15 protein-coding genes and 1 pseudogene are annotated in these 20,550 nt (G+C 63.9%); 4 read left to right on the top strand and 12 right to left on the bottom strand.

Annotated elements, in window-relative coordinates; translation table 11 throughout:
- Window positions 1–192: 192 nt before the first annotated feature.
- Genes QFZ50_RS01160 through QFZ50_RS01180 form a run of 5 tightly spaced genes read right to left on the bottom strand, consistent with a single transcriptional unit; the run spans window position 193 to window position 4,683 of the window.
- Window positions 193–1,083, bottom strand: a complete 891-nt coding sequence (locus tag QFZ50_RS01160; protein WP_307081081.1) for a GntR family transcriptional regulator — start codon at window positions 1,081–1,083, stop codon at window positions 193–195.
- Window positions 1,084–1,119: 36 nt separating this feature from the next.
- A complete protein-coding gene (locus QFZ50_RS01165; protein ID WP_307081084.1) occupies window positions 1,120–1,257 on the bottom strand; it encodes a hypothetical protein in 138 nt (45 codons plus the stop codon).
- 26 nt (window positions 1,258–1,283) lie between these two features.
- The gene (gene pdxA / locus QFZ50_RS01170) at window positions 1,284–2,309 is read right to left on the bottom strand and encodes a 4-hydroxythreonine-4-phosphate dehydrogenase PdxA (RefSeq protein ID WP_307081086.1); all 1,026 of its coding nucleotides are present in this window, start codon (window positions 2,307–2,309) and stop codon (window positions 1,284–1,286) included.
- The gene (locus tag QFZ50_RS01175; RefSeq protein ID WP_307081088.1) at window positions 2,306–3,601 is read right to left on the bottom strand and encodes a four-carbon acid sugar kinase family protein; all 1,296 of its coding nucleotides are present in this window, start codon (window positions 3,599–3,601) and stop codon (window positions 2,306–2,308) included. The genes pdxA and QFZ50_RS01175 overlap by 4 nt, the downstream gene beginning before the upstream one ends.
- Window positions 3,598–4,683: a 2-keto-3-deoxygluconate permease gene (locus QFZ50_RS01180; protein ID WP_307081091.1), complete on the bottom strand. Its 1,086-nt coding sequence runs from the start codon at window positions 4,681–4,683 to the stop codon at window positions 3,598–3,600. The genes QFZ50_RS01175 and QFZ50_RS01180 overlap by 4 nt, the downstream gene beginning before the upstream one ends.
- A 260-nt stretch (window positions 4,684–4,943) precedes the next feature.
- Between QFZ50_RS01180 and QFZ50_RS01185 the strand changes: the two genes are divergently transcribed.
- Window positions 4,944–5,756, top strand: coding sequence for a glycosyltransferase (locus tag QFZ50_RS01185; protein WP_307081093.1), 813 nt, complete (start codon window positions 4,944–4,946; stop codon window positions 5,754–5,756).
- Window positions 5,750–6,775, top strand: a complete 1,026-nt coding sequence (locus QFZ50_RS01190) for a glycosyltransferase (protein WP_307081095.1) — start codon at window positions 5,750–5,752, stop codon at window positions 6,773–6,775. The genes QFZ50_RS01185 and QFZ50_RS01190 overlap by 7 nt, the downstream gene beginning before the upstream one ends.
- Before the next feature lie 4 nt (window positions 6,776–6,779).
- Here the strand turns inward: QFZ50_RS01190 and QFZ50_RS01195 are convergent, their stop codons facing one another.
- Window positions 6,780–7,694: a 2-hydroxyacid dehydrogenase gene (locus QFZ50_RS01195; protein ID WP_307081098.1), complete on the bottom strand. Its 915-nt coding sequence runs from the start codon at window positions 7,692–7,694 to the stop codon at window positions 6,780–6,782.
- Window positions 7,695–7,863: 169 nt separating this feature from the next.
- On the opposite strand from QFZ50_RS01195, the gene QFZ50_RS01200 reads away from it, so the two are divergent.
- Complete coding sequence (locus QFZ50_RS01200) at window positions 7,864–9,246, top strand: D-arabinono-1,4-lactone oxidase (RefSeq protein WP_307081100.1); 1,383 nt, start codon at window positions 7,864–7,866, stop codon at window positions 9,244–9,246.
- Window positions 9,247–9,291: 45 nt separating this feature from the next.
- Complete coding sequence (locus tag QFZ50_RS01205) at window positions 9,292–10,122, top strand: glycosyltransferase family 8 protein (protein ID WP_307081103.1); 831 nt, start codon at window positions 9,292–9,294, stop codon at window positions 10,120–10,122.
- A 231-nt stretch (window positions 10,123–10,353) separates the two neighbouring features.
- On the opposite strand, the gene QFZ50_RS01210 is transcribed toward QFZ50_RS01205, so the two are convergent.
- The 6 genes and pseudogenes from QFZ50_RS01210 to QFZ50_RS01235 all read right to left on the bottom strand — a co-directional run bounded on the left by QFZ50_RS01210 (window position 10,354) and on the right by QFZ50_RS01235 (window position 20,471).
- Window positions 10,354–13,452, bottom strand: coding sequence for a type I restriction endonuclease subunit R (locus QFZ50_RS01210; RefSeq protein WP_307081105.1), 3,099 nt, complete (start codon window positions 13,450–13,452; stop codon window positions 10,354–10,356).
- Window positions 13,449–14,678 (bottom strand): restriction endonuclease subunit S, encoded by a 1,230-nt coding sequence (locus QFZ50_RS01215; protein WP_307081107.1) that lies wholly within the window; start codon window positions 14,676–14,678, stop codon window positions 13,449–13,451. The genes QFZ50_RS01210 and QFZ50_RS01215 overlap by 4 nt, the downstream gene beginning before the upstream one ends.
- Complete coding sequence (locus QFZ50_RS01220) at window positions 14,675–15,490, bottom strand: hypothetical protein (RefSeq protein WP_307081109.1); 816 nt, start codon at window positions 15,488–15,490, stop codon at window positions 14,675–14,677. The genes QFZ50_RS01215 and QFZ50_RS01220 overlap by 4 nt, the downstream gene beginning before the upstream one ends.
- Window positions 15,477–17,057: a type I restriction-modification system subunit M gene (locus tag QFZ50_RS01225; protein ID WP_307081111.1), complete on the bottom strand. Its 1,581-nt coding sequence runs from the start codon at window positions 17,055–17,057 to the stop codon at window positions 15,477–15,479. The genes QFZ50_RS01220 and QFZ50_RS01225 overlap by 14 nt, the downstream gene beginning before the upstream one ends.
- 398 nt (window positions 17,058–17,455) lie before the next feature.
- Window positions 17,456–18,709: pseudogene (locus QFZ50_RS01230) on the bottom strand (ISL3 family transposase).
- Between the two features lie 172 nt (window positions 18,710–18,881).
- Window positions 18,882–20,471 carry a hypothetical protein gene (locus QFZ50_RS01235; RefSeq protein ID WP_307081113.1) on the bottom strand — a complete coding sequence of 530 codons (1,590 nt, stop codon included), beginning with the start codon at window positions 20,469–20,471 and terminating at the stop codon, window positions 18,882–18,884.
- Window positions 20,472–20,550 lie beyond the last annotated feature (79 nt).

The following is a 20,550-nucleotide window of genomic DNA, read 5'->3' on the forward strand; positions in this document are numbered from 1 at the left end:
GAGACAATCGCCCAGCCGTGGCGCCATCAGACAGATCGGGCTCGTACAGTCCGGGATGAGCGCGCTACACAACTGCTGGTCAGCGACCGCTGGTATGCGCTGACCGACCATTCGCGAGGGGACACACCCCCGGCACGCGGACGTGCGGGTGCATGGCCGACGGCTCTGCAGTAGGCAAAGCCGGGCCGACGATCAGCGGTCAGCGCTCGAGAGACCGTCCGCGAAGCGCAGGAGCTCTGCGCCCAGTTGGCGGGCCCGGTCCGCAATCGTGTCAGGGTTGTCGGACGCGAGAGACGACGTCGGGCCGGCCAGCCCGCGGGGCGCCGACGGCTCCTGCTGGATGTCGATGTCGAACACCACATGGTCCGGATGGTGCCAGGTCGAGAAGACCTCCACGGGCCGCCCGTCCTGGTCGAAGCTCGTGCCCTCCAGCAGGAGCACGGGCGACGACGCCTCCAGCTGCAGCAGCCGCAACAGGTCCTCGTCGCCCGGGACGGCCCGGATCTGCCGCCTGCCGGACGTGATCCGCACCCCGAACTTCTCGCCGAGGGTCGCGTGCAGCGACGCGTCCCGGAGCTCCTCCGCCGTCAGGTCGGAGAAGGTAGGCGCCGGGAGCCAGGTATGGATGACGGCGATAGGCACGCCGTCGGCCGTGCGCAGCCGCTCGAGCGCCAGGACCTGATCGCTGCCGAGGACGGCCGTCGACGCATCGGCATCCTGCAGCGTCAGCGAGAGCACCTCCGTACCGACGGTCGCCCCGGTGCTGCCTAGCTGCGCCGACAACCCGGACGTGCGGTGCACCAGCCGGTGGTGCTCACGGCGTGGGGCCACGGTACTGCCGCGCCCGCGGCCCCGCTCGATCAGCCCTTCATCGGTCAGCGCGCCCAGGGCCTGACGCACCACGGACCGGGACACCCCGTACCGCACCTGCAGCTGTGCCTCGCTGGGCAGCGAGGTGCCCGGCGGTAGCGAATGGTTCAGGATCTGCGCCCGCAGATGCCCGCGTAGCTGCAGGTGCAGCGGTTCGCTGCTCCCGGCATCCAGCGGCCGCTCCGAGGCATCAGGGGTGTCTGGTCCGGTCATGATGAGCTGCTCCGGTTCACGATGCTGGTCGGGGGACTACGTATAAGCGCCGTCGGAGGGCGACGAGCGGTCGTCGTCGTTCTCCTCGAGGACCTTGCCGTCATGGACCCGCTTGAGCTCGATGCCCTCGAGGTAGCTGGGCACAGGAGGGTCGAGGTCTTCGTCGCTTGTCATGATTCCGATCCTAGGTGGCCGAGCCCCTAGTTCTTCTGCGCAGTCCGCCAGACGACATCCCAGCCCGGTGCCAGCTGCGCGGCCCGACGCATCGACAGCACGAGGCTTGCCTCGCGGGCGATGCCCTGGCCGGCGATATCGAACGCCGTGCCGTGGTCCACGGAGACGCGAACGACGGGCAGGCCGACGGTGATGTTCACGCCGTCGTCGCCGTAGACCGCCTTGAAGGGTGCGTGGCCCTGGTCGTGATAGCAGGCGATGACCATGTTCCACTTGCCCTTGACCGCGGCGGGGATGAGCGCGTCCGCCGGGACGGGCCCGTGCACGTTGATGCCCTTCTCGCGGGCTGCAGCGACGGCGGGGGCCAGGATGTCCGCGTCCTCGTCGCCGAACAGACGGTTCTCGCCTGCGTGTGGGTTGAGCCCGGCGAGGCCGATCGGCTCGTCCGGGTTGCCGAGGGCCTTCGTGAACGCACTGACGAGCTCGATGACGTTGCCGGTGCGCTCCGGCGTGACGTCCTCGATCGCCTGCCGCAGGGAGACGTGGGTGGTGAGGTGGAAGAAGTAGAGGTCGCCCGCGGACAGGACGAGGCTGAAGTTCTCCACCCCGAACTCGTGAGCGAGAAGCTCCGTGTGGCCGGGCCACTTGTGACCGCCGGCGTGCATCGCGGCCTTGTTCAGCGGCGCGGTGACGATGCCCTGGACCTTGCCTTCACGGGCCAGGCGGCAGGCCTCGACGACGAAGCGGTAGGAGCCGTCGCCTGCGGCGGGGCTGAGCTCGCCCAGCTTCACGTCGGCCAGCGACGGCCCGGTCTGCAGGAGCTCGATGATGCCGGGCTCGTTCGTCGCGTCCTCGATGGAGGACAGCACGCGGACCTTGTCCGGGTCGCCGCCCACGTTGGACACGCCCTGGCGCATGGCGGCCTCGTCGCCGATAACGACCGGCACGCATTCCTGCCGGATGTCGTCGTGCCCGAGCAGTGATTTCGCGGTGATCTCCGGCCCGATGCCGGCGACGTCGCCGAGGGTGACGGCGAGGGTGGGGATGCTCATGAGGATGCCTCCGTTGACTGGGCGAGGATGGTGAGGGTTCGGGTGAGTTCGGTGACGGTGTCGAGCAGGGCGGTGACCGGCCCGAAGCCGCCGGCCTTCGTGACGACAATCTTCCCAGCCGCGGTGCCGCCTTCGACGACGCCGACCGGGATACCCTCCTGGATGGCACCGGTGATACGCAGCGCCTGGGCGCGTGTGGCGTCGAGGACCGCGCGGGCTCCGTCGCCGCCGACGAGTACCAGGGCTCCGACGGACGTGCGGGCCAGGGTCTGCTGCACCACCGAGGCGAGACTGCGGGCGATGGCGGCACCGCTGAGGGTCACGGACCCGCCGACCGCCTCGGGGGAGGTGATGACGACGACCCGCGGGAGGGACTCCGGGAGGTCGAGTTCTGCTGAGGCCCACTGCGCGAGCCGGTTCGGCTGGTCGAGCAGTGACTCGTCGGGCTGCAGGATGCGGAGGTCGGACGGGTCCACGTGGTCGCGCAGGTGATCGGTCTGGGCGCGGGCGACGTCGTGCAGCGAACTGACGACGACGACGATGCGCTGCCCCTGCGCGGCGGGTGCCGGTTCGGGTGGAGTCAGCACGGTGGCATCATCGGCCCACGCCGTTGCCAGTGCGGCGGCGAGGCCGGCCGACCCGGCGGGGATCGCCGTCGGGCCGGCGACGACGAGCGCGGCCGCGAGGGTGAGGAGGTCGCTATCGGACGCCGCGTTGACGATGACGACACCGTCACCCGCCGCTTCGCGCAGCGCCTGGGCGTCTGCCTCGGGTGAGCCACTGAGGCTGATCGTCGTCGTGCCCGGCATGAGCTGCGAGAACTCGCTTGTCGGGACCGGGGTTACCGGATCCCGGCCCGCGGGGGAGTCCTCCACGGGTCCGCCGTTGACGCGCAGCAGGCCGTTCTCGATGGTCCGGCCCATCGCCGGGTAGGCCGGGCACACGACGGCGAAGCAGCCGGGGTGTTGCTCCTGCCAGGCGTCCATGGAACCGGCGATCTGTGCCGGGACGCTGCCGCGCATGGTGGAGTCGATCTTCAGGTACAGGCTGTTCGCCCCCGCGGCGATCAGGTTCCTGATGGCGCTCGCCGTGGCCTGACGGGCAGCTGCAGGATCCATAGCGCGGGCGTCGGTGTTGACGGCCAGGGCGCTGCCGGGCTCCACCGAGTCCGGGAGCAGTTCGCCCAGCAGCAGCCGGGAGGGCCAGCCGGTGCGGGAGAACTGGACCACGGAGTCGGTGGCGCCGGTGACGTCGTCGGCCGCGATGCCGACGATGGGTGCGGAAGGTGTCACGGCCGGTCGTCGCCCTGCGTTCGACGGGGACGGTCGGTCGGGGCCGACGGGTCGCCCGCGGGTGGGAGCTCGGAGGCGGACGTCGGGGTCACTGCAACGGCGTCGTCCGTGTCCAGCCCGCCCTGGCGTTTGAGCACCCAGGTGGCGAGGAGCGGGGCGAAGATCGCCGTGACCAGGACCGCCGAGGCGACCTGCGCCGTCGCGACTTCCACGAACGGGGAGAAGGTCGGGTCAGCCGCGGCGACGATGGCCGGCGTGGCGATCGAGTTGCCCGCCGTCGTCGCCGAGGCGATGCCGATACCGGACTTGATGCCGCGGCGGAGGACGAACCGGTAGCCGATGTAGACGAGGGTGCCGGTGATAAGGGTAGCGGCGAGGCCGACGAAGATGCCGCTGATGCCGCCGGTGATGACGTTGCGGAGGTCGATGCCGGTGCCGAGGGCGAACGCGAAGAACGGGATGACGATGTTCGGAACCGGCCGCATGACCTCGGTCCATTTGGCGTCGAGGTTACCGACGATGAAGCCAAGGATCAGAGGGATGACGGCGGCGAGGAGGGTAAGGAACGGGATGTTGCCGAGGCCCGAGATGCCGAGGAAGAGCAGGGTGAAGAAGGGGCCGTCGTTGATGGCCGAGGCCATGTAGGCGCCGCGGTCGCGGTAGTCGCCGTAGCGGCCGGTGAAGGCGAGCCAGAGGCCGCCGTTGCTGTTGTCGAAGCTGGCCAGCAGGGCGAGGATCGAGATCCCGAGGATGCCCTCGACGCCGACGACCAGGCCGAGGGTGGCCACGAGGGCGGCGGGGATGATCGTCTTGAACAGCAGGACGACGCCGGTGGTCGCGAGGACGGGGCCCGAAGCCTTCGCGGTGATCTGCATGCCGGTGGCGAAGATCAGGACGGCGATCAGCGGCAGGGCCGAGTCGGCGAAGAGGGCGGTGGTGAAGCTGCCGAGTTCGAGGAAGCCGGGGGCGAACGTCCCGACGATCGAGCCGAGGATCAGGGGGATCAGCATGAGTCCGCCGGGGATGCGGTTCATGCCGTCGAACAGGGGGATGCGGGACTTCGGAAGCGATTCGGCTGCCATGGCGAATCTTCTCTCTGTACGGGAGGTCTCTGTGCGGACGGAGGAGTGCGTACAACTAGTACGGACACGATGTACCTACTGTAGGCCGCGTGGGGCACGTCACACAAGAAGCGGCCGCGAGGAGTCATCCGTTCGCTCGGCAGTGCAGAAGACTTTGTAGTCTTCGCTGCCGTGGCACACGTCCACCTGATCTGACGGGAACCGATGATGAGCACCACCTTGAACGGCGACCGCGGGTGCCGCGTCGCCCGCGCCGAGCAGTGACCCCGTCGACGACCGCCGCGTCGGCACTGGTGGTCATCCCCGCGTTCGGTTCGCCGGAGCTGACCGATGCGGTGGTGCGTGACCTGTGCCGCGACGGGAGCGACCTCGACCCGGCCCTGCGCATCGTGGTGGTCGACAACGCCGGTGACTACGTGCTGCCCGAGGGGCACATCGAGGTCCACCGGCCGGGGCGCAACCTGCGGTGGATCGGCGCCGCCAACTGGGCTCTGCAGACGGCGTCGCGCGATGGCCATGCGGTCTGCGTGGTACTGAACAACGACATCCGGCTGTCGCCCGGATTCCTCAACGGATTGCTCGCACCCTTCTCGACAGCGGACGACATCGCGCTCGCGGCGGCCTGTTACGACGATTTCTGGCTCCACCAGCGGGCCTCTGCGATCCCGGGTACCGCTGCGGAGTACGTCCCGCGCGACGTGCTGCGCGACGTCGACTTCTGCGACGGCACCGCCCTAGCGTTCGCGGTGCCCCCCGTCGTCGACCTGGGAGGTCTGGACGAGATCACCTTCCCGCGGCACGGCTACGGCGCGGACATCGACCTCGCGATGCGCGTGCGGGCGGCCGGCCTGCGGTGCGTCGTCACGGAGGGCGCCTACGTCTCGCACCTGCGGCGGCAGACGATGAACCGGACCGGTCAGAGCTCCGAGGGCAACCGGGCGGAGATCCTCCACGGACTGGACGCTAAGTGGGGCGACGGGTGGCGGGCGGACGTCGGGCTCGGCCCGGACTCGTTCCCCGCCCACAACACCGGGAGCGGGGCGTCGTGGTACCTGACGGCTCCGGCATGGTGAGCCGTCCCGGACGGTCCCCGGGGCGGATCGTCTACGCGGGTTTCGCCACCCGCCACCACAGCGGCGGCGTGCATGTGATGACCCAGCACGTCCGGCTGCTGCGTGAGCTCGGCCACGAGGCCTGGTTGTGGCTGCCCGACGCGGACGACCGCACCGACTGGATCGCCGACGACGTGCCGATGGTGTTCGGCGCCACCTCTGCTATTGGCGCCGACGACCTCCTGGTGTTGCCGGAGACACCGACCGTTCACGGCCGCGATCCGGCACCCGGAGCGCGCAAGGTCATCTTCAACCAGAACCACTTCTACACCTTCGCGGCCGGCGACCCCGGCGAGGATTTCCCCGGGTGGACGCCGGCGCCCGCGCTCTGGGTGGTGTCCGAGGAGAGCCGCGGCGTGCTGTCCGCCGCGCTGCCCGGCCTGCCGGTGAGCGTGGTGCCCAACCCGGTCGACGGCGAGCTGTTCGCCCCAGGCCCCGCCGGACAGCTCCGGGTGAGCTGGTTTCCCAAGAAGCGGCCGCGGGAGGCCTCACTGCTGAAGCGGCTGCTGGCCGACGAGCCACGGCTCTCGGGGGTGGAGCTGGTGGAACTGGTCCAGGCCCCGCGGGCGGAGGTGGCCGCCACCCTGGCGGGCTCGGCCGTCTTCGTCGCCCTCGGGCACACCGAGAGCTACGGCCTGCCGGTCGCCGAGGCGCTGGCCTCGGGCTGTCTCGTGGTCGGGTACGACGGCGGTGGCGGGCACGAGCTGTTCGAGGCACCCGGCGCGTGGCGGGTCCCGGACCAGCGACCGCTGCTGATCCGCGACCAGGTGGCGGACCTGATCCAGGACCTCGACGCCCTGGCACCGGTCCGTGCGGCGAACCGCCGCTGGGTGCTCGACCGCTATCCGTTCGCCCGGACCGGAGCGGCGCTGCAGGAGGCGGTCGCGGCCGCACGGGCCCGGCCCGGCGCTGACGCCGTGGCCGTGCATCCGGTCGCCTGGCTCGACACCCTCGGCCCGCACTTCACAGCGTATGCGTGAGGATTCAGTGGGCGTCCTTCACCACGTTGACGAGGTCCTCGCCGGCCACGTAGCGGCGCACCTGTGCGTTGACCAGCGCGAAGGCTCGTGGGCCGGACTGCGCGATCGAGCCGGCGGCGTGCGGGGTGATGATCAGGTTCGGCGCGTTCCACAGCGGGTGATCGGCAGGCAGGGGCTCCGGCTCCATCACGTCCAGGGCGGCGCGCAGCCGCCCGGACGTCAGTTCCGCGAGCAGTGCCGAGGTGTCGACGACCTTGCCGCGCGCCACGTTGACCAGCAGGGCGCCGTCGGGCATCCGGGAGAGGAACTCTGCGTCGACGAGCCCGGTCGTGTCCGACGTGAGCGGAACGGTCAGCACCACCACGTCGGCCTCGGGCAGCAGGCCCGGCAGCTCCGACGTCGCGTGGATGCCGTCCCGTGCCGTGTGCGCCACGAGCACGGGAACGGCGTCGAAGCTCCGCAGGCGGCGCGCGGTCTGCTCGCCGAGGTCACCGGCGCCGATGATCAGGACGCGCTTGTCGCGCAGGTCGTCGGCCTCCATCGGGTCCCACCGGCCCTGTCGCTGCGCTTCACCGAAGTGGGGCAGCCGACGCAGCGTGGCCAGGACGACGGCCAGGACCAGTTCGGCGACGGCCGAGCCGTGCACCCCACGCGCGCTGCACAGGGTCACGCCGTCCGGGACGTGCTCGAGGATGTCCTCCACGCCGGCACTCGTCAGCTGGGTGACCTCGAGCTTCGGCATGGCCGCGAACTTCCCGGCGAGGTTGGTGGAGTCCTCGACCTGCGGCACCCAGAAGACGGTCTCTGCCAGGCGCTCGGGCTTGTCGCCCTCGCCGTCCCAGACGATCACCTCGACCTCATCGGGAAGGGCTCCGAGGAGATTCCGGGCATTCGGGTCGGGTACGCATACGACAGTCATTTTGTCAGTGTAAACATTCCCTTGACGAGGCAGGGCTATGGTGAAAACAGGACTTCTACAGAACTGAGAAATTCATCCACGGCGGCGGGAAACACCCCCTGCCGGTGGATCAGCCGTGCACGTCAGTGCGGTTTCGAAGGCAGAACCGAACTTCTACAGGAGACTCGTCATGGCCATCAAGCAACTCACCTATCCCCACCAGGAGCCGGAGTTCACCGGCGAGGACACCCGGCTCCGCAACTGGGCCAGGAACTCCCGACTGGGCCCGCCCGGCTCCGTTGTCGCTCCGGCCACCGAGGCGGAGCTGTGCGACTTCCTGTCCACCAGTGACGGCCGGGTCCGGATGATCGGGAGCCGGATGTCGCCCGGCAGGATGATCGAGGTCGCGGACGGGGCCGGCACGCTCCTGGACCTCAGCAGGCTGAGCGGCCTGATCTCCAGCACCGATGACACCGCGACCTTCGCCGGCTCGACCTCCCTGGCCGAGGTGTACGCGTTCCTCACCGCGCGAGGGCAGATGCTGGACGCCTCACCCGGGGTGATCGCCGAGCAGACGCTGGCCGGCGCCCTGTCCACCGGAACCCATGGTCAAGGCCTGCAGCAGAGCTCGATCGCCGGCGCCGCGCTGGCCATCCGCATGGTGCTGGCCGACGGCACGGTCGCGGAGTTCGACCAGAACCACCCGGACTTCCCCGCCGTCCAGCTCGGCCTCGGCTCCCTGGGCGTGATCACCGCCGTGACATTGCGTGCACGGGAGTCGATGATCTACACCTGCGTGAAGAAGGCCATCGATGCGGGCACGCTCGAGACGGACCTGGAAGCCTGGAATCGGGAGAACATCCTGGTCAAGGCGTGGTGGTTCCCCCAGGAGAACCAGGTCCAGGTGTGGACCGCCAACGAGGCGTCCGACGACGAGGTGTCGCGGTACCGGGCCGGCGGCAGTCAGCTCGTGGAGTACGCGACGACCGATACGTCCATGAACAGCACGATCGAGGCAACGCTGCAGCACCTCCGCGACGACAGCAAGGGTGTCGCCGACAACGGCAAGTCGCTCCGCACGGTGTCGCGTTTCCGGGACTTCACCGATGTCACGGGTGACATCTACCAGGTGTTCTGCAAGGGGATCGCGACTCCCCAGATCAACGTGGAGATCGGCATCCCGCTCGCCCGGGCCGGAGCGGTGATCAGGAAGATCAAGGACTGGCATGCGGAGACCCGCCCCCGCATGCACTACCCGGTGATCCTGCGCTGCACCGGCGCGTCCGAGGGATGGCTGAGCCCGTCCAACGGCCAGGACACCTGCTACTTCGGCTTCGTGGTCTACTACGCGGCCGACGGTTCGCTGTCCGAGGAGGGCGACAGCTTCCTCCGGGCCGTGGAGCGGGCCCTCGCCGAGGAGGGCGGCCGTCCGCACTGGGGCAAGTACTTCGACGAGTCTCTCTACGACTGGCCGGCGCTCTACCCCCAGTGGGAAGCGTTCCTCCGGGTGCGCGAGACGCTGGACCCGGAGCACAGGTTCGCGAACGCCTTCACCGATGCGCTCCTCGACTGACCCGACCCGCCCACTAGGACAGGAGCACCACCGATGAATGCCTGGGTGACCTTGCTGACTCAACCCGACTACCTGATCGGGGTTCGGACGCTGCGGGCGTCGCTCGCGGCCTCCGGCAGCACCGCCCCCCTCGTGGTCATGGTGACCGAGGGGATCGACGAGCAGGCCCGGCGCCTCCTGTTGGACGACGGGTGCCTCCTGCGCGACGTGACACCGCTGCGTCCCGCCGGGGGATCGGCCGACAGCTACGCCAACGCCCGGTTCGCGGAGGTGTGGACCAAGCTGGCCGTGTGGGGCCTCACGGAGTTCGAGCGCGTCGTCTTCCTGGACGCCGACATGCTGGTCACCCGGAACATGGACGAGCTATTCTCACTGGACCTGCCCGACGGCGTCATCGCCGCCTGCCACGCCTGCCGGTGCAACCCGAACCGGATCGCGAGCTATCCGCCGAGCTGGACACCCGAGACCTGCTTCTACACGCACTGCCGGGGCGGAGACCACGTCACCGAACCGGGCGCGACGGACAACTACCTGAACGGCGGCTTCCTCGTGCTGGCGCCCGACGAGGCCGTGTTCACCGACATGGTGGGGCAGCTGGCAGGCGTGGACGATCTGTCGCACTATCCGTTCGCGGAACAGGACTTCCTCAACGAGTACTACCGCGACCGCTGGCGTCCGCTGCCCTACGTGTACAACGCGCTGAAGACCCTGCAGCACCAGCACCCCGCGGTCTGGGATCCGGCGTCGGTGAAGAACATCCACTACATCATCGACAAGCCGTGGGCGAAGCCGCTCGACTCCACCGATCGGTACGTCGAGGTGAACCGGCTCTGGTGGGAAATGGCAGAGACTCTGGGCGCACCCGTCGGCTTCTGACCCCGCGACGAAGTGCTCAGTCCCGACCCCGCTACCCCTATAGGAGTTCGCACCCGCTGGATTTCGCGTCACCAGGATGTGCGTCCGCATGGCGGTATCCGGTCCTCTTCGAGTTGTCGCCGCCAACAGCGCATATGACAGTTTTTGGTGGTATGGCAAGATCGCTGAGTCCTTCGGGTGCCCGTGCCCGGGGGCGAGATCTAAACTTGAACCTCACCTGCGCCCGCCTGGTTAGCCAGCCGATTGGTGGTTGCCTAGCCCGAAAAACCTTTCGAAGAACGTGCCGAGCTTCCCAAGAACACGGTCTTTCTTCTCTCCATGGCCTCCGTCCGACCCGAATCTCGAAACCGGCGGCAACACCTTGGTGATGGCAGTGCCGCTCTTTCTGATTTCACCGTCTCGGAAGGCCGTTTCGATGAACGAACGCGTCTCATCCGCTTTAAGGTTCTCTTGCTCGACAATCGCATTGAGCTCTGCGGCCCGGCGGGCGGCGACGTAGGCCGCCCACTGCTCGTCGATATCTCCGCTGGCAGAGATGGAGTCTACGAAATCCTCGACCAAGTCCTTCTTATTGCGCAGGCTCGGGCTCGCGTCGATCGCGTGCGAGATCGTCACCCGGATGTCGCGGTCTTCGCCGTCGCCGGTAGCCTCGCGGAACTTCTGAACGAGCATCAGGATGTAATCGACGTTGATCTCGACCTGTTTGATCAGCTCGATCTCGAAGACGACGTCATCGACAATCGACTCCTTATCGGTGTCCTTGCGCTTGCGGAACTCGGCGTACAGGTCGAGGTAGACGCTGCGGTAGTCCTGGCCTTGGCGGTCGGTCAGGATCTCATTTCCAATGAAATCGTCGAACGAGCTCAAGATGTTCTGCAGGCGCAGGATCTGACCGAACAGCGCGATGAAGGTTTTCGGCGCCGATTCGCCGATGATCGGCTGCCCCAGCGGGAACTGGGCCACAAGTTCCCGCACGAGCTCTGAATACGTGTCGTAGTACTCGGCGTACGGCTTGAGAAGTACGACGCTCTTTGCATCCTTATTACCGAAGAGTGCGATGGCCTCGTTGGTTTCCTCTTCGAGGTCACGGAAACTGACAATGTTACCGTAGGTTTTGACCGAGTTGAGGATGCGGTTGGTCCGGGAGAACGCCTGGATAAGACCGTGGTTCACAAGCCGTTTGTCGACAAAGAGTGTGTTGAGCGTGGTGGCGTCGAAGCCGGTCAAGAACATGTTGACCACGATGACAAGGTCAAGTTCGCGGTTTTTCAGGCGTAGCGACAGATCCTTGTAGTAGTTCTGAAATTTCTCGGACGAGGTGTCGAAACTCGTGTTGAACATCAAGTTGTAGTCCTTGATCGCGGCTTCTAGGAAGTCACGCGAGGACTGGTCGAGGTTGGCTGTATCGAAGCCCTCGTCGTCGAGGGAGTCGTCGCCGACCTCTTCATTTGCCGCGTAGGAGTAGATGATGCCGATCTTGAGCTTGCGATCCGGCGTCAGGTGTGCCTGCTGCACTTGGAAGCGAGTGTAGTAGCGCTTAGCTGCCTCGATCGAGGCGGTCGCGAATAGTGCATTGAAGCCATGTACTCGACGCTCACCCAGCGAGTAGTGCTCTGCGCGGCGGGTCTTCTGGTCGAAATGCTCCAGCGTGTAGTCGACGACTTTGCGGAGGCGCTCAGGCGCGAGGAGCGCCTTCTCAGTGTCGATCGCGGGTACCTGCGCATCGACGACCGAGCCCACCTTAACCGTGTTCACGTAGTCAATGCGGAACGGCAGGACGTTCTTGTCGCTGATGGCATCGACAATCGTGTAGGTGTGGATCGCCATCTGGTGGCTCTCGGGCGGGCACTTCTTCGGGTCTCCGTGCAGGAAGCAACCGAAAGCCTGGGCCGTAGTGCGCAAGTTCGCGTTACCACTGGTGCCGGCGTTGCTGGCGAAGATCGGCGTCCCGGTGAAGCCGAAGAGGTTATAGCGCTTGAACGCTTTGGTGATCGCCGTATGCATGTCTCCAAACTGGGAGCGATGGCACTCATCGAAGATGAGTACGACATGCCCGTCGAAGATCTCGTGGCCCTTGTTTGCCGGCGCATTGATGAATGTCGCGAGCTTCTGAATCGTCGTGATGATGATCCGCGCGCTCGGGTCCTCCAGCTGCTTCTTGAGAACCGCTGTTGAAGTGTTGGAGTTGGCAGCACCCTTCTCGAAGCGGTCGTACTCGCGCATCGTTTGGTAGTCGAGATCCTTACGATCGACGACGAAGAGCACCTTCTCGACGCTCGGCATCCGGCTGGCAAGCTGGGCCGCCTTGAAGCTCGTGAGCGTCTTACCCGAACCGGTGGTGTGCCAGACGTAGCCACCGGCTTTGAGCGTGCCGAGCTGCTTGTAGTTGGCAGAGACCTCGATGCGGTTTAGGATCCGCTCTGCGGAGACGATTTGATACGGGCGCATCACAAGCAGCATGCGATCGGCGGTGAGCACGCAGTACTTAGTGAGGACGTTGAGCAGGGTGTGGCGAGCGAAGAACGTCTTGGCGAAGGCCGAGAGGTCTTGTATCGGCTTGTTCTGGGCGTCGGCCCACCAAGAGGTGAACTCGAATGAGTTGCTGGTCTTGCGTGTCCGCTTCTTGCCCTTCAGATCCTCGACATGCTGACGCCGCGTGGTGTTGCTGTAGTACTTGGTCAGTGTGCCGTTACTGATAACGAAGAGTTGGACGTACTCGAACAGGCCTGAGCCGGCCCACAGGCTGTCGCGCTGATAGCGATCAATCTGATTGAAGGCTTCGCGGATGTCGACGCCGCGGCGCTTGAGTTCGATATGCACCATCGGGAGCCCATTGATGAGGACGGTGACGTCGTAACGGTTGGCATGATTGGCGCCACCCTCACCTGCAGCGAGTTCGTATTGGTTGATCACCTGTAGGCGATTATTGTGGACGTTCTTCTTGTCGATGAGGCTGATGTTCTTCGTCGTACCGTCGTCGCGCTTAAGCGTCTGGATGTGATCATCCTGGAGGCGGACGGTCTTTTCGGCGATGCCATCGTTCGCTGCAGCGATCTTCGTCGTGAAAAACTGCTCCCACTCCGGATCGCTGAAGGTGGTGCGGTTCAGCGCCTCTAGCTGAACACGAAGGTTCGCGATCAGCTGCTGTTCACTGGTGATCGGAAGGTATTCGTACGCCTGCGACTCCAGGAGCTTGATGAACTCCTTCTCAAGCTCAGCCTCGGACTGGTAGGCCGTCGCATCGCCCGCATCGGCGACGTACTCAGCAACAACCGTGCTCTCGGAGCTGACGGCAATTGGGGCGTACTGACGAGGGCGGGAATCGCTCATGATGCAAGCTCCTCGAAGGTGAGAAGGCGGTCCCGGTAGTACTCATACTGAGTGCGTCGGGCCTTCAGCTCGGCGGGGAGATTCGCGCTCAACTCGCTGACCAATGCGTCGAATTTGTCGAGAATTTTGACGATGCGCTCCTGCTCGCTCTTGGGCGGAACCGGAACCATCACGGACTTCACTATGTCCGCGTTGAGGTTCCTGACGGTGCCGGAGCCGGCGCGCTGGGCGAACTCGGCCTGGACGGGTGCCGAACGGAGGAGATAGTAGAGGTAGTCGGGGATGAACGACTCGCTGAAGTTGCTGATCGCGAGCCAACCGTCGTGGATGCAGCCCTCGATTTTCGAGATGTAGGGGCGCCCGAAACTCATTGAGTTGGAGAGCACGAAGTCTCCGGGAACCACACGACGCGACTTGGCTGCCCCAGCGGGCGTCACTCGCTGCGCGGTGCGAGTTATGAACTTGTCGCCCGCAGGAACGTCGCCGATCTTGATCCATGGGATCCCGTCTTCGGCGGTTGTGATGAAGGACTGGATTGGTCTCGGCGATGCACCGCGAACGATGGTGGCTACGTCGCCAAATCTGACGCGAGCGACGTGGTCCGCATTCTCGAGCAAGAGACCGGCGTGGTGGTTGTACTGGTTTCGCCGAGCCAGCTCTTCGTTTTCAAGCTCCTCAGCGAGTGCCGAAGTGAGTGCGTTGAGTTGGTCCAACACGCGCACAAGCTCGCGCTGCAGTTCGAGAGGAGGCACGGGAATTCGATATGCGCGGACAGCTCGGTCGGAAATCGATGGATAGTTTCCGGGGACCTGGTTGGCCTCGATGTATTGGCGAAAGGTCTCAGTACCGAGTATGTGCGCGAGGAAGTTTGTGAGCACGACTGACGTGTCGGGTCTGAGTACGCAGTACCCAGTGCTCGCGATCTGCCCGTCATACTCTGCTGGAATCACCGCCCAACGCATCTGCGCGGGTCGTGTGGTCGCGAAGATCACGTCCCCTGTTCGTACGACCTGCTGCGCACGACTGGGAGCGTCCTTCGCGGTGATGACAACGGTGTCACCGATCGCGTGCGTTGCGCGGTCGACAGAAGCTAGGTCAATGTACTTGAACTCGTCGTTGGTATTGGCCCACTTGATCTTCGACGCCGTTGCGGTGATCTCGCCCACAGCTCTGAACGGCACAGCACTCGCTGCGAGCTGATGAATCAGGTTCTCGGCCCGGCTCATGGCGCCACTCCCTCGGATGCGATCTGCCCGATGTCATCTACGGCCCATCCGAGCTCCTCGATTGCATTCGCGTACTCGTTGTCCTTTGCGACCTGATCGACGACACCCAGCACCAGCTGGCGACATGGCGCGTACTTGGCGAGGGCAATGTCTTCGTCGGAGTGCCCGTGGATGACGTCGCTCAGTTCACCGAAGAGCTTGTAGCCGCTACCGGAGAACCGGAGCGGGATGATGTTGCGTTTTTCGTTGACCTCCTGCAGCACGTCCTTGAACGGCCGACGCTTTCCTCTGGACGTCTGGAGGGGGACATCGGCGAGGACGGCGACCTGATGAGTCACTAACTCGAAGATTTTGCGCAGATAGATCATGGAACCTGCACCGAGGCCAAGCTCGTACGCCTGCTGAGCTCGTGTAAGCAGTTCGGCAAATGGTCCAGAGTCGGAATCTGCGCGATCTGCACGGTCTCGCAGGTTCTCGGTGTAGCGCTCAACGCGAACGAGTGGTGCAGAGGAGTAGAAGTCATCTTCGGCGGCGACGAGAAACCATGCCTCCACGGTGCTGGCACAGCTCGAGCACTTGAGAGTGACGTCGATGCTGAGTAAGCCGTCGCCGACTACCAAGCAAGACAGCTTGGCACCTGAGAGGAATGTGCGGGTTACGTCGCACGTACGACAGCGGAAGTTGAGCGCGACCTGACCAACACGAATTGTCGTGGTTCGCCCCCAGCCAAGTCGACGGTCACCGAAGAGGAAGCGCTCTACCCGCGACTCCGGACGCGCAGGCGCTTTGGAGAGCAGTTCAGACAAGAGCATGTCCCTCCCCTTTCAGACCTGCGACGATCTTGCCGATAGCGGCTCGGAGTTCAGCTTGTCGCGCCACAATCTGAGTGATTTCGGCGTCCAGCTCCTGGATATCGACTATCTCGCGGGTGTGTTTGGCCTCGACGTACGAAGTCACGGCGATGTTGTAGCTGTTGGTTGCGAGATCGGCGTTCGAGACGATTTTGGCGAAGTGATCTACGTCCTCACGGTTGACGAACGCATCGAGGATGGCGTTCTGGTTGTCCGTGCTGAGCTTGTTCTTATTGCCGGGGCGCACGACCTCGTCGGTCGCATTGATGAACAGGACGGAGTTGTCCTTCTTCGACTTTTTGAGCACGAGGATGCAAGTCGCGATCGTGGTGCCGAAGAAGAGGTCCGGCGGCAGCTGGATCACTGCATCGACGTAGTTGTTTTCTATGAGATATTTGCGGATCTTCTGCTCTGCGCCTCCGCGGTACATGACGCCGGGGAACTCAACGATGGCGGCCGTCCCATTGACGGCGAGCCAACTGAGGATGTGCATGGTGAAGGCAAGATCTGCCTTGCTCTTTGGCGCTAGGACACCAGCGGGCGCGAAGCGCGGGTCGTTGATGAGGAGCGGATCGGCGTCGCCCTCCCAGTTGATTGAATACGGCGGGTTCGAGACGATCGCCTCAAACGGCTCGTCGTCCCAGTGCGCCGGGTCGACGAGGGTATCACCGTGCGCGAGGTTGATCTTCTCGTAGTTCACGTCGTGCAGGAACATGTTGATGCGGGCGAGGTTGTAGGTGGTCAGGTTGATCTCCTGGCCGTAGAAGCCCTGGCGGACGTTCTCCTTACCCAGGACCTTGGCGAACTTCAGCAGGAGCGAGCCTGAGCCGACGGCGGGGTCGTAAACCTTATTGACCGACTTCTTGCCCACGACCGTGATGCGCGCGAGCAGCTCGGAGACCTCCTGGGGCGTGTAGTACTCGCCACCGGACTTGCCGGCGTTGGCTGCGTACATCTGCATCAGGTACTCGTAAGCGTCACCGAAGGTGTCGATGGCATGATCGTCGAAGCCGCCGAGATTGAGGTCGCCGATGGCGTTGAGCAGCTTGACCAGCTTCTCGTTGCGCCGAGCAACAGTGTTGCCGAGCTTGGCGCTGTTGACGTCGAGGTCGTCGAATAGACCCTTGAAATCGTCCTCGGAGTCCGTCCCTATCGCCGAACCCTCGATGTTGCCGAAGATTCGATCGAGCGTCTCGTTGAGGTTCTCGTCATCGGCGGCGCCTTCACGGACGTTGGCGAAGAGCTCGCTCGGGAGGATATAGAAGCCCTTCTCGGCGACCGTCTCTCGTCGACCAAACTCAGCCTGCTCGTCGGAAAGTCGCGCGTAATCGAAGCCTGTCTCGCCAGCCTCCGCTTCGCCCTTGTTGATGTACGCGGCGAGATTCTCTGAGACAAACCGGTAAAAGAGCATTCCGAGCACGTAGCTCTTGAAATCCCAGCCGTCGACTGAACCTCGCAGATCGTTTGCGATTCGCCAAATTGTCCTGTGTAACTCAGCACGCTGAGCTTCCTTCGTGGCCGGTGTCATCGACGTTCATGTCCCCTCGCGCTGCTAGGCGCATTTTCGTAGATACTTCAGGTAGCTCGCCATCGGTTACCGCGGCACCCCGTCTGAGGGCGTCGGATGCTGCGCGTCGCGCAGGTCGGTACAAGACATAATCTATCTGGTCGCGCAGGCTCTGCCGTCGCTCGGCAGTCCGGTCGCTCGGGTCGTGCCCAGGGCTTGCATCGCAGTAGCGCCTTGCCCCGCGTGCGAGACCGCTACTTGTTGTCGCGGAGCATATTAGGAGACGGGGACGCGTTTGGTGTTCTGTTCGAGCGGGCCGGTGCTCGCGTGTACCGCCACGGCTATCGACCAACTCAGGACAGGCCGAACGCCGAAGCGACGAGTGCGGCTGCTTTCCTCGAGCCGTGGCGATATCAGGCTCAACGTAATTGACGGTGTAGCAGGCTTCGAAAGCCGCCTGATTCCAGGAGTGATCGGGCGATGTAGTTGGTGGGGTTTCGGAATCCAAGGGCTGACCCGCGGAGGTGTTCGAGGCGTCCATTGATGGCCTCCGTGGGGCCATTCGAGGTACGGGGGGCGGTCAAAGAATGCGAGCACGTCGACCGCCCGCTGCTTCAGAGTCCGGCCGAGTCGGCGGATCTCGGTCAGCACGGCGGGAACGCCGCTAGTGACCGAGCTGATCACCGACTTCATCATTTCCTTCCCCTTCCTCTTGTCGGGTTCCCTGTAGGCGGCGACGATTCGTTGATAGATGCCCACGTCGCTTCGACCTCAAGGTGATCCTCGACCGCGAACACCGCGGCCAGACGCGCTCTCTGCTTCTCGGTCAGCAGGTCAGCACCGGTATGGAGAATTCGTCGGGCGCGATAGAGCGGGTCACCGGCACGACCCCGATGCCCGAGCGTCGCCTGTTGGATGCGTTGCCGGCACCGGTCCAACCCGTCCCCGGCGAGCCGGACCACGTGGAAAGGGACCATGACGGGGACCGCGTCGGGGAGCTCCTCGGAGGTCGCGGTCTCGAAGCCGGTGAACCCCATCCATCGCGACGACCTCCACCCCGTCCCGCCACGCCTGCGGGCGACGTTGGAGCCAGTCCTTGAAGACCTGCTTGGAGCGTCCCTCGACCATGTCCAGCAAACGCGCCGGGCCCGTCTTATCGCAGATCGGAGTCAGGTCAATGATGAACATCACGTATCTGTCGCCGCGGCGGGCATGCCGCCATGTATGCTCATCCACCCCGATCACGGACACCCCGTCGAACCTGTCCGGGTCGTCGATCAACCGACGCTTGCCCTCGGTCAGGACCGCACTGTTCGCCGCATGCCAGGACACCCCGAGACCTGCCGCAACACGGAACACGGTGAGGTGAGTAATAACCAGGCCTTCCAGCGCCCGACGAAGCCCGCGACGGGAGATCTTCGCCCGTCGCTCAGCCGCCCTCGAGGTGTCCTGCCTCCAGGTGCGTCTGCACCCGGTGCACCGGTAGCGGCGCACCCGCACCAGCAGCGCCTTCCTTCCGCCCCGCACGACCGGCACCACGGGTCCGCCTCGACAACACGGCACTCGATCACCGCCCGATCGGGCTCAAGGTGCTCTCCGACAGCTTCGAGGCCGTGCTCGTCGAGCCGGCAGAACGTAGTGAGGTCAGACGTAGCAAAGGTAGCGTTGAGCACGTCGAGGTCTTTCGGATAGCGAGCATAGGAACTTTCATCATCGGAAGGCCTCGACCACTATCCCGCCTTCAACGCGCCAAACCCACTCGGGCCGACCACACCCTCAATTACGAAAAGCCCGATATCAGTCAACTTAAATCTTCCCGGGGTGAGTGAACGCTTAGCGTTCGAATTAGTTCGTTTGACCGTTGGGGAGGTGTGGTCCAATATGACCTATGTAGATTTTCCCTGTTACCCCGGACGTGTCGTCATAAAAATGAACTCTCGGGGCAGGGCGCCCACCTTCAACAATTTTTATGTGCGCTGACATATACACCTTGCCCTCCTTGTCCACTCCGGTTGGCACAGGAAAGATTCGAGCATTTCTGTACTTGGAATTATTATCGACAGAAGAACTCTCGGCTAGAGCCACCCAATTGCTGGGCACAGAGGGGGAACTGGGCGTTTCGGGTTCAATGCACCACGTTTGGAAATCTCCGTTCCAACCACGAGTCTTTGCCTCGGCATATGCGTCCAGAGACAGGAGGGAACGCCAAGCCTTTTTCGCCCATGCGCTTGCTTGGGGGTATTCATCCAGAGCGGCGACTCCTTCATCCGTATCACCGATTATGAGATTGGTAAGTTGATAACTTCCTTCTTCAAGTACATCATCAAACGACGAAATTGATATTTCGGAAAATTGCTCCGGCGTTTCGACTCCGGCGAGGTACTTACCGGCGTCGGACAGCTCTGATTCGAGGAATTTTATCCGGGCTTGTGCGCTCCCCAGCTCCGCCAATGTTTCATCGTGCTCTGCTGAGGCAAAATCGAGATCATCGCGTAGTTCAACGAGTGCTCTCTCTGCGCGGTCCGCCGCTTCCTGAGCCTCGGTCGCAAACGACAAAAATATTTCAGCGTCAGCGCCTGAATTGATGGACTGGAGGAGTTCTCGGCCTTGCTTCCGGTATACAGCTGGAGGACGTGCACTGAGGGCGCGGGTGCGGACGGGGGAGGCAATCATTGCTACGGCCCTCCAACTGTCCTGCTGGAACCACTTCGCGCCAAGTACCCGATGACGCTTCGTCGCCGGTCCTGCGTGGTCGAGTGCTGGAAGGTACGTCCTGACAGCCCCGCCATATACCATAAGGCCATTATTTAGAGCACTGTTCAAAGCATTTGTGGCGGCTTCCGACAGAAGATACACCGGCGCCAAACCGAGAACTTCGCGCGCAAGGCGCTTGGCCCTATCTTGCTGGTCGGAAAGAGGCGAATGCAAATCTGCACTCAGAATTATTACGGGAGACGATCGATCTGGGTTCAGCAGAACTTGAATGACTCCAGCCGCTTGATTTTCAGATATAATATGATGATATGTAGGCGGCAAACCGACTGGCCCCACCGTCATTGAATCTTCGACAAGTAAATACTGTACTAATGCTGGCGGCTTAACAGTTGGAGGGTGGCCCCAGGGGTCGTCGCTTACCCATTCAAGGTCGACCCAGACCCAAGACTCGTTCTCGGTCTTTATTATGGTAAGTATTGTTGCCCATCGTTCGTGGGACGAAGTTTCTTCGTATAAAGCCATTCGCCGAACCACTACATCATCTGCTGCAACATTCAACACGCTGACTTCGACGTCTTGGCCTTCTGTGCGGCGTCCGTCGATCGAAAGATCGACACTTAGACCTTTCCGTTGCGTCAGCCAATAGTCAAACGCTTTCGTGGCAGCCTCAATCGAGTTAGACCGTGAGTCTTTGGCAATCATTCGGTACTGAAGTGACATGGAAGCTCCTTTTCTAGTGAATATACGACCTTGGCTTCCCGCTTGATACTCTGTGTACAAGTCTTTCTCAGGTCCAATG

Origin of the sequence: Arthrobacter agilis, assembly GCF_030816075.1 — a bacterium.
Lineage (GTDB): Bacteria > Actinomycetota > Actinomycetes > Actinomycetales > Micrococcaceae > Arthrobacter_D > Arthrobacter_D agilis_E.